Below are 14,092 nucleotides of genomic sequence, written 5' to 3' on the forward strand. Positions count from 1 at the left end.
TTGCACTGACCGGCCCACTCAAGGAGGAGACCCATGGACCAGCAGGATCACTCAAGAAAAAGTCGACAGAAGTTCGGTGCACGTCTGAGCAAGTCCGTTGCCGTCGTCGCGGTTGCTGCCTTGGCATTAACCGGGTGTGGCGGTAGCAGCAGTGCAGACAGCGCTGACGGCAAGACTGTACTTAGATTCTCCTGGTGGGGATCTGATTCCCGCGCGCAGGCCACCAATAAAATCATTGAAGCTTTTGAGGCCGAGAATCCCGATATCGACGTACAGGGCGAGTATTCGGACTGGAGCGGCTACTGGGATAAGTTGGCAACCCAGGTTGCTTCCAACGATGCGCCAGACATCATCCAGATGGATGACAAGTATCTACGTGAATATGCAGACCGCGGGGCTCTTCTCGATTTGACCGGCGTGGACGTCTCCAAGTTTGAAGAAGTCTCTATCCAGAACGGAACAACTGATGACGGGCTGGTCGGCCTGACTACTGGCATCAATTCATTCACCCTGACGGCTAATCCGAAAGTACTCGAAGAGGCCGGATTGGAGGTGCCAGACGATAAGACCTGGACTTGGGATGATTATCGGAAGATCACCGAGACCGTCAGTGAAAAGCTGGATGGAAAGTACGGCGCAGAAGCTCCCAACGAACCTGCCGGATTACAGACCTGGTTGCGACAGGGTGGAAAACACTTGACCGGTAGCGACGGCGCTCTCGGCTTCACCGCAGAAGATCTGACTGGTTACTTCCAACATCATCACGATCTTCTTGCCGACGGTTCTTACCCGAAGGCATCGGTCCTGGCCGAAAACCAAAATGCTGGACCCGACCGCTCCATGACAGGAACCGGAACGGCTGCCTTCGGAATGTGGTGGAGCAACCAGCTCGGCGGCTTGTCGGCTGCTGTCGGTTCTGACCTGGTTCCATTGCGCCTACCTAGCAGTACCGGCAAGGCCGAAGATAATGGCCTATGGTACAAATCTTCAATGATGATGTCCGGTTACGGCCGCACCAAGCATCCAGACGAGGTCAAGAAATTCATTGACTTCATGGTCAATTCGCAAGAAGCCGGTAAGCTGAATCAGATGGATCGTGGCCTACCAGCCAACCTCGATGTGCGTAAGAACGTCGTTGCTGATCTGGATTCAGTGGAGACCGCTTCGGCAGAATTTGTGAGCAGCCTAGAGCCAGAACTCCAAGGAACTGAACCAATTCCTCCCATGGGATTCAGCGCTGTTCAAGACATCCTGTATCGCTATGAAATGGAAGTCTTCTTTGACCGACAAAGCGTGGCAGATGCCGCACAAAACGCGTTCAAGGAAATTGAAACAGCAGTAGCTCAGTAGCAAAAAACGAACGAGCCCTTTCGGGCTCGTTCGTTGTTTAAGCTACTGAAGATCCAGCGTGCTCAACACATTCGGCGCGTTCTGGCGCAAATGTTCATCGTCAGCGTCCAAGAGCAAACGCAACCACGTTTCATGCTGGGAAAGCGGAGCTACCAAACACGCAGGATTGATCAGATCATAAAGCTCATCCGGTGAACCGTAGGCAGCAAACTGATCAAGGTACGCGAACAACACCTGCATCACACGTTCATCGTTGGTGTCACAGTCCCAAGCTTCACACATGGCGGCCAACGCCGTATTCAGTGAAGAGAAGGGATGAGCCCAGTGCGCCGAAGAAAGATTCAAGATGCGCCCATGCGTGCCAGACTCGGCCGGAACAACAACATGGGACAGATCAAAGTTACCGTGTTCCAAACTCAGCGGAACCGGCCCCTCATGCAAAATGGAGCAAGCCTTGAGCAACTCATCGATATGCGTCGCCAGATGATCTGCCTGCGCCCCATCAATGTGCAATGGGTGTTCTGGCGGCAAAGAAACATGCATCATCAATGCCTGCTCAAACTGTTCAGGCAAGAACTGCGGATCAACAACGGTGACCCCAGCATCAAAGAACTCATCTTCGTGGCCCATCAGGGCAACCTGCAAGGAACCGAGAGAGGCCATGGCTAGCTCCCAGTTTTCCACCGAGTCACCGAGGTCTGCCAGCGTATGTCCGAAATCCGGGCTCAACATATAGCCAGCGCTACGATCCACCGCGAGCGGCATCACCACGCGTTCAGGCAGAAGCTGTCCAGCAACCACGGTGGTCGCCGCTTCAGCAGTCAACCCCGGAGCGTTGGCGCTGAAGATCAGATCTGCAGCATCGGTTTTTACCGTTGCCTGGATCTGATGCAATTGGGCAGGCCAGAAGTCAGGACCGGAGGTGCGTTGGATGCCGTAGGCTTCGCAGGCCGCGTCAATCCATTCGGCGGTCGACTCACGCCAGTTATCGCTGTTGAACAAATCTATCCACTGTGCCACGTTCTTATCGTAGTATGTCGATGCAAACGCGATCAGTTGCTACCGTATGGACTACGGCTAGTAATTTGCTCCTCTTTCGAAGGATTTCGATCGTGAACGCTTATCGACCTGAGTACCGACACCGTGATTACAAAGCCGTCCTCTTTGATCTGGATGGTGTGATTACACCAACGGCACTGTTACATCGCAGGGCCTGGCAAGAACTATTTTCTGCCTATTTTGACCAATTTCCGGGCGTAGCCGCCTACACGGAGCAAGACTATTTCAACTTGCTTGACGGGCGCCCTCGCTATGACGCAGTACAGGCCATTCTGGCCTCACGCGGTCTCGAATTGCCTTGGGGAACCACACAAGACCCCGCCGGTCAGGACACCATCTGTGCCCTAGGCAATATGAAAAATGACAAATTCACCGAAGTGCTCTTGCGCGATGGCATCGAACCTTATGCCGGCTCGGTAGCCTATTTGCGTCAGGTGCTCGACGCAGGGCTAGACGTGGCGGTTGTATCCTCTTCACGCAACGCCCGCATGGTCCTTTCAGCTGCCGGTCTCGAAGAACACTTCCCACTGGTGATGGGAGGGCAGGAAGCTGCCGCCCGTAACCTGGCGGGCAAACCTGCCCCCGATACGTTCTTGGCCGCCACCGCCGATTTAGGGTGGCGCCCTGAAGAGTGTGTGGTCTTTGAAGATGCCACCAGTGGTGTGGCAGCAGCCCGGGCCGGAGGTTTTGGCGTAGTCGGTGTGGCCCGTGAAGAGAACTCTGTCGACTTGCTGGAAGCCGGCGCGCACTTTGTCATTGAAGATCTTTCCGAACTAGTTTCAGAGGAATCTATCCAGGCCTGGGAGATGGACTCCTGGTCGCTGATGCGCGACGAGAACCGAGACACCGACGGCGCCCAAGACACCGTCTTCTCTTTGGGCAATGGTTTCCTCGGCGCACGAGCAGCGCAATTGGGTTTGGGTGATCAAAGCGGGGGAACCTTTATCAACGGCCTGCACGAGGCTTGGGAAATCCGGCACGCTGAAAGCGCCTTCGGTCTAGCCGAAACCGGACAGACCATGATCAGTGCCCCGGACTTTAGAACACTGCGCGTCTTCATCAATGATGAAGCCTTAGAAGTGGGGCGCACCGAGATGCTGCGCGATGATCTGCGGCTAGACATGCGCGATGGCACGCTGTGCGCACGAACCCTGTGGCGCACCGCAGAAGGCCATCGTGTGGCCGTCATGGCCCGCACCATGATTTCCTTCACCGACCGACACCTAGCTCTACAGGATGTTCACGTCCGGCTACTGGATGCTCCGGCCCGGGTGCTCGTGCAGTCTTCGGTGGTGGGCTACCTTTCAACGCGCACGGTGGCCTCACCGGAAGAGACTGATGCTTCCAATGCGGGCGTGGCTGATCCACGTAAGAGTGAAGAGGCTAGCGAAAACCCATTGCACCCGGCCGGGCACAGCGTCCAAGGCTCGCGGTTGGGTATTTCCTATGAGGTCCCCGGGTCAGGAATGTCGGTGGCTGCCATGGTGGAACACCAGGTGAGCACCACTGGCGGAACTGAGCAGCAGCCACGAATTGACCGTAAAGCCACCGATGAACGTGCCGACGAGGTCATCAGTGCTCGGCTAGAAGCCGGACAGGGCCTTCGTGTTTCGAAGTACGCGGTCTATAACTGCTCCCGACGACACCCAGCCCAGGAAATGTTGCTGCGTTCGGACCGGGCCCTGGACCATTTGGTAGATCAGGGCATGGACCAGCATTTCCGCACCCAACGCGAGTTCATGGCTGACTTTTGGCAGCGTAGCGATGTGGTGGTGGACTGTGACGATGCCGCACTGCAGCGAAAGATCCGTTGGAACCTTTTCCAGCTGGCTCAGGCTGCTGGCCGTGCCGACGGGTTAGGCATCAGCGCCAAGGGCGTGAGTGGCAACGGTTATTCCGGACACTATTTCTGGGATACCGAAATCTATGTGATGCCGTTCTTGACTTATACCAATCAGCAGTGGGCGCGTAATACCCTGCGAGCCCGCGTGGCCATGATCCCGGCAGCCACCCGGCGGGCCAGCATCATGAACGAGGCAGGACTGCTCTTTCCTTGGCGCACCATTAATGGTGAAGAAGCCAGTGCCTACTATCCTGCGGGCACTGCTCAGTATCACATCAACGCGGACGTCGTGTATTCACTCAATCGCTATCTCAGCGTGATGGAAGATGATGAATTCCTGTTGGCTGGTGGTGCCGAGATTCTGGTGGGAACAGCGCGAATGTGGGCTTCGCTGGGCTTCTGGCGCGGTCAAGAAGGCAATGAGCGTTTCCATATTCATGGGGTGACCGGCCCAGACGAATACACTGCGGTAGTCAACGACAACTTGTACACCAATGTCATGGCCCGCTTTAACCTGCGCCGTAGTGCCCAGTTGCTCATCGAATTGGCTCAACAACGTCCCGAGCATTACACCCGGCTGGCGAGCAAGCTGGAATTGAGCGATGAAGAAATTGCACTGTGGCTCAAGGCCGCCGACTGCATGCATATTCCGTATTCGGAATCTGTAGGGATCCACCCACAAGATGAGCACTTCTTAAATCGTGAGGTGTGGGATCTTGCCAATACCGGGCCGGATAAGCGCCCCTTGTTGCTGCACTATCACCCGCTGGTGATTTATCGCTTCCAGGTGATCAAGCAGGCCGATGCGGTGCTGGCCCTGTGGTTGCGTTCCAGTGACTTCACTGCGGAGCAGAAGCTTGCGGACTTCAATTACTATGATCCGCTGACCACGGGGGACTCCACCCTGTCAGCCACGGTGCAATCCATTTTGGCTGCCGAAGTTGGGTACCGCGAGCTGTCATGGGAGTACTTCGAGCACGCACTGAATGTGGATTTGGAGAATCTGCACGGCAATACCGGAGACGGTATCCACGTGGCTTCTACCGGCGGGGTCTGGTCCGGACTGATTTATGGTTTTGCTGGTCTGCGTGATGATGATGACCGGCTCTGCTTTGATCCGCGGTTACCCGAAGCGTGGCGGTCGATCAGTTTCAGCTTGGCCTGGCACGGTATGCGCATTGCTATCCGACTGGATAAAACCAGTATTACCTTCACCCTAGATGGCGCGTATTCGCGTCCGCTTTGGGTGCGCGGTGAGCAGGTGGATCTGATCCCAGGGGAAAGCGTGGTTGTTGAACTGGCTGATCAGGGACCGGTCCGTGAAGGCCGTCCGAGCCTGGACAGGGTCTTCGAGGTGCAAAGTGAAGCCGGGGTAGATGTGCCCCGCAAGGCCTGGTAGGCCATGATGAGGCCGCCGTTCCAATGTGAACGGCGGCCTTTGTCGTCCTCGAATATCGTTCTTAAGGCCAGATTCAGAATAATGGGAACGTTCCACATCCGGTCCTGACCCGTTCACCTTCACGTCATCTGAGCGTCACCTAGGCTCCCTAACCTGATCAATGTGCCCGGGAATCCTCTGGGCTGGCATGAAACTAGGCGAGCGCGCGGAGGACTTAATGGCACTGCTTACGCCACAAAGGGAACGTTCCACACCAGCTACAGAAGAAAAAAATTCACTGGGCTACCGGACGAAGATCATCCTGCGTCACCCAGCCACGCTACTCGGTGTGCTCTTGTTGTTGGTCTTTGGCTACCTCATCGTCGCCCCGGTCATTTCCCTTCTGCTCGGCGCAGTCCAAGTGGGATTTGGGGACGAAGCAAAAGCAGGAGCAGGAGCCGGATCGCTCACCGGGTACTACCTTGATCGTGTCTTTTCTTCCCCGGTTTCGGACATCATCTTCTACACCCCACTGCTGAACACCCTCTGGATCTCACTGTGCTCCATGGTGATTGCTTTGGCCTTGGGTGTACCGGTGGCCTGGCTTCTGGTTCGCACCGACCTGCCAGCACGACGCTGGTTCTCCAGCGCGCTGATCGTTCCATATATGCTGCCAGCCTGGACCTTCGCCCTGGCCTGGACCACCATCTTCCGCAACCGCAGCAACGCTGGACAGCAAGGCTGGATGGAAACTCTGGGCTGGGAGCCACCAAACTGGTTGGCCTACGGTCCGGTGCCAATTATCGTGATCTTCTCCCTGCACTTCACCCCCTTTGTGATCCTCTTGGTCACCAATGCATTGAAAAACCTGCCGGGGCAACTTGATGAGGCCGCCCGCATCTGCGGCGCGAGTGCCCAACAACGCTGGTGGCGCATCACCCTGCCACTGCTACGCCCCGCGCTACTTTCGGCAGCGACCTTGATGTTTGCTAAGGCCATCGGCGAATTTGGTGTGGCCTATGTGCTGGGTCTGCCCTCAGGATTCCAGGTCCTGTCCACCACCCTGCACCAGAGCATCTCCACCCAGCAATCTGGAATCGCCGCGGTGATCGCAGCGGTCATGGTGGGCCTGGGAGGTATCTCGCTCCTGGTTGATCTACGGTTCTTGCGCGAAGCCAAACGCTTCACCACGCTGAACGGCAAGGCCACACTGACCAAAACCCAACCGCTGGCACGCTGGCGCACCCCGGCCCTGATCATGGTCGGTGGGCTGTTCACCATCTCGGTTCTCATCCCGCTAAGCACCCTGGTACTTTCCACCATCATGCGCGTTCCCGGCGACTTTTCGCTGCAGAACTTCACCGCGGACTACTGGATCGGCCATGACCTTCCCACCGTAGGATTCAGCCAGGGCGTGCTGGTCTCGGCGGCCACCTGGCGCGCGATGTGGAACACCCTGTGGATGGTGGGTCTGGCAGCGCTGTGCACCGGGGTGCTCGGATTGCTGGTGGGCTATGTGGTGGTACGTTCGCCACTGCGCCAACTGGGCACCGCACTGCGCGTGATCACCTTCATGCCCTACCTCGTGCCGGGCCTAGCCTTCGCGGTCGCCTATCTCTCCCTGTTCGCGGTACCACGTGGCCCGATCCCGGCGCTGTACGGCACGGCAACCATCCTGATCCTGATCATGATCGCCGATGAAATGCCTTTCGCTTCACGGGCCGGGGTCAGCGCCATGATGCAGCTGGGACTGGAAAGCGAAGAGGCCGCACAAAGCCTCGGCGCAAAGTTCAGCTATCGCCTGCGCACAGTAGTCCTTCCCATGGTGCGTAGCTCGCTGGCTAGCGCTACGTTATTGCCTTTCGTTTCTGGAGTTCAGGGACTGAGCTTGGTCATCATCCTGGCAACGCCGGGCACCGAACTGATGACCACGCTGTCCATGACCCTCATTGATTTCGGTTATACCCACGCCGCCAACGCGGTCGTGGTCTTGATCTGCGCGATTGCCCTGCTAGGAACCTGGGCCACGCAGAAATTGTTCCGAAGCAACCTTGCCGATTCGCTGGGTTGAGCCACTCACCTTTCACCGCACCACTACCGTATTCAAGGAGTACCACCATGAGCATTAACCGCACTCACCGATGGACCACCGTTTTGAGCCTGGGACTTGGCGCAGTACTCTTCACCGGCTGCGCCGGTGGAGCCCCCGCAGCCACCACCAGCAGCGCGCCGGCAACCGCCTCAGCAGAAGACTTTGACTTAGATCAGCTCATTGAAGCGGCCAAGGCTGAAGGCCCAATCACCATTTACGACAGCACCTCCAAGATCGAAAAAATGGCTGCTGCCTTCACCAAGACCTACGGAATCGAAGCCACCGGTGTAAAAGCCGATGCGGCCGAGGCCATCGAAAAGGTCACCCGCGAAGCACAGTCGGGCAATGTAGTCGGTGACGTTGTAGCGATTTCAGACCTCCCAGCGGTCAAGAATCAGCTGTTGCCAAATAATTTCGTCACCAACTGGGTGCCAGCTGACCTGGCAGAAAACATCGACTCATCGATGCAAGAACCACTGGTAGTGATCACCGACCCAAGTTTCTGGACCTACAACACCGAGGCTTTCGACACCTGCCCGGCGACGAACATTTGGGATTTCACCACCGAGAAGTTCACCAAGAAGGTAGCCTTCCAGGATCCCGTGGGTGATAACGGTGCCCTTGACTGGTACAGCCAGATGGAGCAGTTCGGCGACCAGGAGCTGCGTGATGCTTATAAGGAAGCCTTCGGTGAAGAACTGAAGACCGACAAGGAGTCGGCAGCTGCCGAATGGGTCTCACGCATGGCGGCCAACCAGCCGATCTTGACCAAGTCCAGTGAAGAGGCCTCCGAAGCCGTGGGCGCTACCGGCCAGGATGATCCTCCGATGGCACTGATGTCCAGCGCCAAGTACCGCAACATCGATGAGAAGGGCTACGCCCTGGGCGTCTGTGAAGGATTGGTCCCATGGGTAGGTAAGGCTTCACCGAAGTCCTTGACCATTGCCTCGGGCACCAAGAGCCCGAATGCCGCCAAGCTCTTTGTGCACTTCGCACTGACCCAAGAGGGTATTGACCCGCAGATCTCCGATGGCAAGATCTCCTCAAACTCCTCCGTCAAGCAGCCAGAAGATCCAGCTAACGTTGGTGATCACCTCAAGGAAATCTTCCAGTTCGACAACGCCGGACTGGAAACCGACTGGGCATCACGCGAAAAGTGGCAGGACCTGTGGCGCACCTCGTCCAAGAAGTAACACAGCAGTTAGGAATCCAGATGGAGCCGATGATCACCCTGCGGGGCCTGGGCAAAACCTACTCAGGTAACCACACCCCCAGCGTCGATTCAGTAGACCTTGAAGTGCAGCCAGGAGAATTCCTCTGCCTGCTAGGTCCCTCAGGCTGTGGCAAATCCACCACGCTACGCATGATCGCAGGACTGGAACATCCCAGCACCGGGCAGATCGTCGTGGGCGGGACCGTCTTTGATGATGTGGCCGGCGGACAGTGTGTCCCGGCAGAGCGCCGCTCACTGGGATTAGTGTTCCAGAACTATGCGCTGTGGCCACACCTGAACGTCAAAGAGAACGTGGGTTTTGCACCGCGAGTGCAAAAGCTTTCCAAGGCTGAACGCGCCACCCTCGTGGATCAGGCCCTGCAAACCCTGGCGATTAGCGAACTAGCTGACCGTTACCCCGGAGAGCTATCCGGTGGACAGCAGCAGCGTGTGGCCATTGCCCGAACTCTGGCAGCACGCCCGCAGGTGATGCTCTTGGATGAACCACTGTCCAACCTCGACGCCCGACTGCGCCTGGAAATGCGTGCAGAATTTCAGCGGCTCCATCGGCAGACCGGCAACACCATGGTTTTTGTTACTCATGACCAATTTGAGGCCATGACCCTGGCGACGAGAATTGTGGTGATGGATCAGGGACGGATTCAACAGGTCGGCACCCCGAGTGAGATCTATGATTCGCCCGCCAACCGGTTTGTCGCAGAGTTCATGGGAAGCCCACCGATGAACATCATCGAATTAGGGAACAACCAAGACGCGGATACGTGGATGAAGTCCCGCGATTCCGCAGCAACGTCACTGGGCATCCGCCCTGAAGACTTAGAGATCACAACAACACCGACGCCCGGGAAATTCTCCTTGCCCGTCACGGTCAGTGCCTTATTGCCGACCGGCGGTTCATGGATTATCGAGCTGACCGACGGCCAACAGCGGTACTTCGCTACGTCGCAGCAACGCCCGGCGCTCACCGAGGGACAACAAGTGCAGGCCGTAGCGCAGAAACTGCACCTCTTTGATGCCTCGGGGCAACGTCGAACTAACGTAGAGGCGGTGGCAGCATGAGCCTGCAAACCTTACCCAAGGGCCTATTGCTGGATTTCGGCGGGGTCATTGTCAACAGCGAAAAGCCGGCCGACTGGCAGCAACTGGTGGCCGATGAATTCCTGGCCTTGGTCGGATCCGAACCCATGGTCTCGCGCGATCGGTTGATCGCGGATATTACCGCCGGCGCGGTGGCCGCTGGGCTCTGGCGCAATGCCATGTCCCGGCCACGCCATCCCAAGGAACTGGATCAGCACACCTACGCGATGGACTTCATCGCCGCTGACTGGCCCGAAGATGCCCGCAAGACCATGGAAAACCACTACCAGCAGCTGTGCTACCTGGTCAGCTCGACCAAGGAGCACCGCGAGCTACGCGAGGGCATCACCGAGCTCTTGGCCTGGTGCACACAGATCGGCTTGCCGGTCGCCGTGGTCTCCAATGCCATGTGTGGGCAGGTGCACCGCGACTACCTGGCAGAACAAGAGCTTAGCGACTATTTTGTTGCCGAACTCTACTCCGATGAGTGCGAGCTGCGTAAACCCAACCCAGATTTTCTGCACCTCGGTGCCCAGGCGCTGGAGCTGAGCGCCGCCGACTGCTGGTATGTCGGGGACCACCTGGATCGCGACGTGCTCTGTGGGGTGCGTGCCGGAATCGGCGGCAATGTGCTCATGCCCTCCCCGGGCAGTGCCAAACGCCCCTACACCGTTGAGGTGACGGCCGACCTTGTGGTCGCCACACCCAAAGAATTACTGAATGAAATGAGAAAGTATAGTGTCTGACCTCCCGAGCTTCCTGCGTACCACTGCTGAAGAAGCGGCCGTCCTCGCCGGAGAATACCTGCAAAAGGTCTTCCGCGGCCAGATGGACATCGACTACAAGCGCGACCGTCACGATCTGGTCACCGAACATGACCGGGCCGCCGAAGAGCTGATCGTGCCGTTCTTGCTTGAACGTGATCCTAGCTGGCGGATCATCGGTGAAGAAGGCGGAGCGCTGGGCGGTGACGGCCCGGTGACCTGGTATGTGGACCCGATCGACGGCACCTCAAACTTTGCTCAGGGCCTGGCCTTCTTCTGTGTCTCCATCGGAGTCGCCGTGGATGGCGAACTGGTGGCCGGGGCCATCTTTGATCCGATCGCCCGCCGACTCTTTAGCGCCGATCACGAGCACGCCTACCTAGATGGCGAGATCCTGCGCACCCCGCAGGCGCAGCCGGCCGCAGCGGCCACCATGATCACCGGTTACCCCACGGCTCGGGATCTTGAAGCAGACCGGGAGACTGCCTTGGGTCACTTTGGTGATCTCGCTGAGGCGTTCTCCTCGCTACGCCGCACCGGCTCAGGCGCCTTGACCTTGGCCCACGTGGCTGCCGGATGGGTGGACTGTGCCTTTGGTGGTTCGGTGAACCCTTGGGATGTGGCCGCAGGTGCACTGATTGTTCAGCGCGCCGGAGGCAGCTACGAGCCACTGCTGTTGGAAGCCGGGGTCGTAGGCGAACACCTAGCCCCAGCATTCGTCGCTCAGGGACCCGGAGCGCAGTATCCGGCACTGGATCACTTCGTCGAGCAATTCACCCGCGTGCGGGTCAGTAGCTGAGATGGTAGCGGAACTGGCGGCCGGACGTCGTCCCACCATTATTGATGTGGCCAAGCGTGCCGGGGTCTCCAAGTCATTGGCGTCACGGGCACTGCGTGGAGACGCAGGAGTGAGCACGAGCAGCCGTGACCTGGTGCTCGATGCCGCCCAAGAGTTAGGCTATCGCCCTAATTCTGCGGCGCGTTCACTGGTGCGCGGGGTGTCCGGGCTGGTGGGCGTGGTGCTTAACCAGCTCGATAACCAGCACCACACCGGCATTGTTCAGGGCGTGCAGGAGCGTGCCAAGGAACTGAACGCTCGGGTGATTATCGGTAATGGTGCACAGAATCCCGAAGAGCTACAACGTCAGATCGACACCATGATCGAGTTGCGAGTTGATGGACTGGTCATCGTTTCTTCGTGGGTTCCCCGCCAGGTATTGGAACGTGCCGGCAGTGAAGTCCCCACCGTGGTGCTCACCCATTTGGCCGATCCGCCCGCCGAGGTGGACACCATTGCCAGTGATGATGTCTACGGTGCCCAGCTAGCGGTGGAACATTTGGTTCAGGCAGGGCATCAGCGCATCGCCTATCTCTCACGGTCCGCCAGTGCTACCAGCCAGGCACGCATCGACGGGGTAGTCCTGGCTTTGGAAGCTGCGCAGCTGCCGTGCACCATCGTTCAGGTGGACGCCGGAGATGACATAAACCTGCAAGAGCTGAGCGCCTCCGGCGTGGATGCCGTGCTGTGCAATAACGACCTCACCGCTGCTGAAGTGATCCGCTTAGCTCATGAACAACAGGTTCAGGTGCCCGGACAACTAGCGGTGATCGGTTATGACAATACGGCTCTGGCCAGATTGCTCTACCCCAGCCTCACGAGCATCGACCAGCCACAGGTCAACATGGGACGCCGGGCGGTGGACGCCATTGCTGAACGCACCGCCGGACGGACCGAAGCGCTACGTGAGCTCTACACCCCACAACTGGTCGTTCGTTCCTCAACGGCACAACCCTAGAATCACTCATCACTTTCACCCAGGGAGTAAGACATGGCCAAGTACACTCGTTTCACCTCACTAGCGATGGCGGGGGTAATGCTCGCCCTGACCGGTTGCGCTGCCTCCAGCCAAGCCGCCGATGAAGATCAGAGCGCCAGACTGGCGCTGGGCACCAAAGCCACCTATGCTGCTCCGGCAGAAGACGTGGAATATTCCAAGGCACCGGATGAATTTGAGCCGGTTCTCATTGAGCATGTAGCGCGCCACGGTTCGCGATTGCTGTCGAGCAAAAAATACGATGACCTGATCACCCAGCTGTGGGAGATGGCGAAAAAAGAGAACGCCCTGACCGAGACCGGTGAACGCCTGGGCCCAGTGGTTGCACAGATTACTGCGGTGCACGAGAAGGTTGGCTACGGCATGCTCAGCACCTTGGGTGAACATGAGCACCAGAAGATGGCTGAACGCGCTTATGATCGCATGGAGGATCTCTTCGAGGACGCCGAAGACGAAGACAAGAAGATCAACATTGTGACCTCCGGCGTGGACCGTGCTGTAGATAGCGCACAGAATTTTGTGCAGGGTCTGGTGGATGAAGATAAAGATCTGAAGTCACTGATCAGCAAGCCACGTACGGATAAGGATGTTCTGTATTTCCACGATACAGATCAGGCTTATAACGACTTTATCGACAATGATCCTGTGTTGGCTGAAACCTTGGAGAAGGTGGAAGAGGACCCGCAGATCGTTGAGGCTTCCAAGCATGTGCTCTCACGTCTCTTTACCGAAGAGTTCATCAACAAGCTTGATAGTGGGGCCATCGACCTGGTGGACCGCGGCAAGGGCGAGAAGCACCTGGAAAGCGTCGTGGACGCAGCCATGTACCTCTACGAGCTGTACGTGATTGCACCAGGCATGGGCGAAGACTACCAAGTCGACTTCAGCGAATTTGTCACCGCAGACGATGCGCTAGTGCTCTCGCGGGTTTCAGAAGCTGAAGACTTCTATGAAAAGGGCCCAAGCATCGCCGGCAACGATGTCACCTACAAGATGGCCGACGTATTGCTCGCGGACATGCTGGATGCGGTGGCTGGTGTGCGAGAGGGTAAGACCGAACAGGCTGCAGACTTCCGCTTTGCTCACGCAGAAGAGATCATTCCATTAGCTGCCTTGCTCAAGCTGCCCGGTAGTGAAACTGCACAGCCAGCTGACACCCTCTTCAGCTACGACAACAATGCATGGCGAGGTGCCGAAGTAGCTCCGATGGGCGCCAACATCCAGTGGGATGTCTTTGCCAATGATGATCAAGACGTGATTGTCCGGATGCTGTACAACGAAAAGGAAACCGCCTTCGGCTTCGACTGCAAGCCGATTGAAGAAGGTAGCTTCTTCTACGCAGACACCGAACTTGAGCGTTGCCTCGGTGATCTGACCAAGTAACCGTAGAAAAAGTACGACAGCAAAAAGCACGGCAGGAAAAATCCTGCCGTGCTTTTTGGTGCTTATGAGAGTGCGAT

At 57.5% G+C, this 14,092-nt stretch carries 10 protein-coding genes; 9 read left to right on the forward strand and 1 reads right to left on the reverse strand.

Annotated elements, in window-relative coordinates:
• Positions 1-33: 33 nt before the first annotated feature.
• Complete coding sequence (locus QMQ05_RS00285; protein ID WP_345472047.1) at positions 34-1,350, forward strand: ABC transporter substrate-binding protein; 1,317 nt, start codon at positions 34-36, stop codon at positions 1,348-1,350.
• Between the two features lie 42 nt (positions 1,351-1,392).
• On the opposite strand, the gene QMQ05_RS00290 is transcribed toward QMQ05_RS00285, so the two are convergent.
• Positions 1,393-2,370: a hypothetical protein gene (locus QMQ05_RS00290; RefSeq protein ID WP_345472049.1), complete on the reverse strand. Its 978-nt coding sequence runs from the start codon at positions 2,368-2,370 to the stop codon at positions 1,393-1,395.
• A 92-nt stretch (positions 2,371-2,462) separates the two neighbouring features.
• Here QMQ05_RS00290 and QMQ05_RS00295 point away from each other — a divergent pair, with 92 nt between their 5' ends.
• The 8 genes from QMQ05_RS00295 to QMQ05_RS00330 all read left to right on the forward strand — a co-directional run bounded on the left by QMQ05_RS00295 (position 2,463) and on the right by QMQ05_RS00330 (position 14,015).
• The gene (locus QMQ05_RS00295; RefSeq protein ID WP_345472051.1) at positions 2,463-5,651 is read left to right on the forward strand and encodes a beta-phosphoglucomutase family hydrolase; all 3,189 of its coding nucleotides are present in this window, start codon (positions 2,463-2,465) and stop codon (positions 5,649-5,651) included.
• A gap of 217 nt (positions 5,652-5,868) precedes the next feature.
• Positions 5,869-7,701, forward strand: a complete 1,833-nt coding sequence (locus QMQ05_RS00300; RefSeq protein ID WP_345472053.1) for an ABC transporter permease — start codon at positions 5,869-5,871, stop codon at positions 7,699-7,701.
• 47 nt (positions 7,702-7,748) lie between these two features.
• On the forward strand, positions 7,749-8,915 hold the full coding sequence (locus QMQ05_RS00305) for an ABC transporter substrate-binding protein (protein ID WP_345472055.1): 1,167 nt from the start codon (positions 7,749-7,751) through the stop codon (positions 8,913-8,915).
• Positions 8,916-8,935: 20 nt separating this feature from the next.
• Positions 8,936-10,015, forward strand: a complete 1,080-nt coding sequence (locus tag QMQ05_RS00310; RefSeq protein ID WP_345472057.1) for an ABC transporter ATP-binding protein — start codon at positions 8,936-8,938, stop codon at positions 10,013-10,015.
• On the forward strand, positions 10,012-10,779 hold the full coding sequence (locus QMQ05_RS00315) for an HAD family hydrolase (protein WP_345472058.1): 768 nt from the start codon (positions 10,012-10,014) through the stop codon (positions 10,777-10,779). Before QMQ05_RS00310 ends, QMQ05_RS00315 begins: the two co-directional genes overlap by 4 nt.
• Positions 10,772-11,596, forward strand: coding sequence for an inositol monophosphatase family protein (locus QMQ05_RS00320; protein WP_345472059.1), 825 nt, complete (start codon positions 10,772-10,774; stop codon positions 11,594-11,596). The genes QMQ05_RS00315 and QMQ05_RS00320 overlap by 8 nt, the downstream gene beginning before the upstream one ends.
• A 1-nt stretch (position 11,597) precedes the next feature.
• Positions 11,598-12,593 carry a LacI family DNA-binding transcriptional regulator gene (locus tag QMQ05_RS00325; RefSeq protein ID WP_345472061.1) on the forward strand — a complete coding sequence of 332 codons (996 nt, stop codon included), beginning with the start codon at positions 11,598-11,600 and terminating at the stop codon, positions 12,591-12,593.
• A gap of 33 nt (positions 12,594-12,626) precedes the next feature.
• Positions 12,627-14,015 (forward strand): histidine phosphatase family protein, encoded by a 1,389-nt coding sequence (locus QMQ05_RS00330; RefSeq protein ID WP_345472063.1) that lies wholly within the window; start codon positions 12,627-12,629, stop codon positions 14,013-14,015.
• Positions 14,016-14,092: the final 77 nt, after the last annotated feature.

It is taken from the genome of Glutamicibacter sp. B1 (genome assembly GCF_039602135.1).
In the GTDB taxonomy this organism is placed as follows: Bacteria; Actinomycetota; Actinomycetes; order Actinomycetales; family Micrococcaceae; genus Glutamicibacter; species Glutamicibacter ectropisis.

Bases quoted from the DNA above. Each gene is read 5' to 3' on its own strand.
- QMQ05_RS00285 (WP_345472047.1), top strand. From the start codon at position 34: ATGGACCAGCAGGATCACTCAAGAAAAAGTCGACAGAAGTTCGGTGCA.
- QMQ05_RS00300 (WP_345472053.1), top strand. From the start codon at position 5,869: ATGGCACTGCTTACGCCACAAAGGGAACGTTCCACACCAGCTACAGAA.
- QMQ05_RS00305 (WP_345472055.1), top strand. From the start codon at position 7,749: ATGAGCATTAACCGCACTCACCGATGGACCACCGTTTTGAGCCTGGGA.
- QMQ05_RS00310 (WP_345472057.1), top strand. From the start codon at position 8,936: ATGGAGCCGATGATCACCCTGCGGGGCCTGGGCAAAACCTACTCAGGT.
- QMQ05_RS00315 (WP_345472058.1), top strand. From the start codon at position 10,012: ATGAGCCTGCAAACCTTACCCAAGGGCCTATTGCTGGATTTCGGCGGG.
- QMQ05_RS00325 (WP_345472061.1), top strand. From the start codon at position 11,598: ATGGTAGCGGAACTGGCGGCCGGACGTCGTCCCACCATTATTGATGTG.
- QMQ05_RS00330 (WP_345472063.1), top strand. From the start codon at position 12,627: ATGGCCAAGTACACTCGTTTCACCTCACTAGCGATGGCGGGGGTAATG.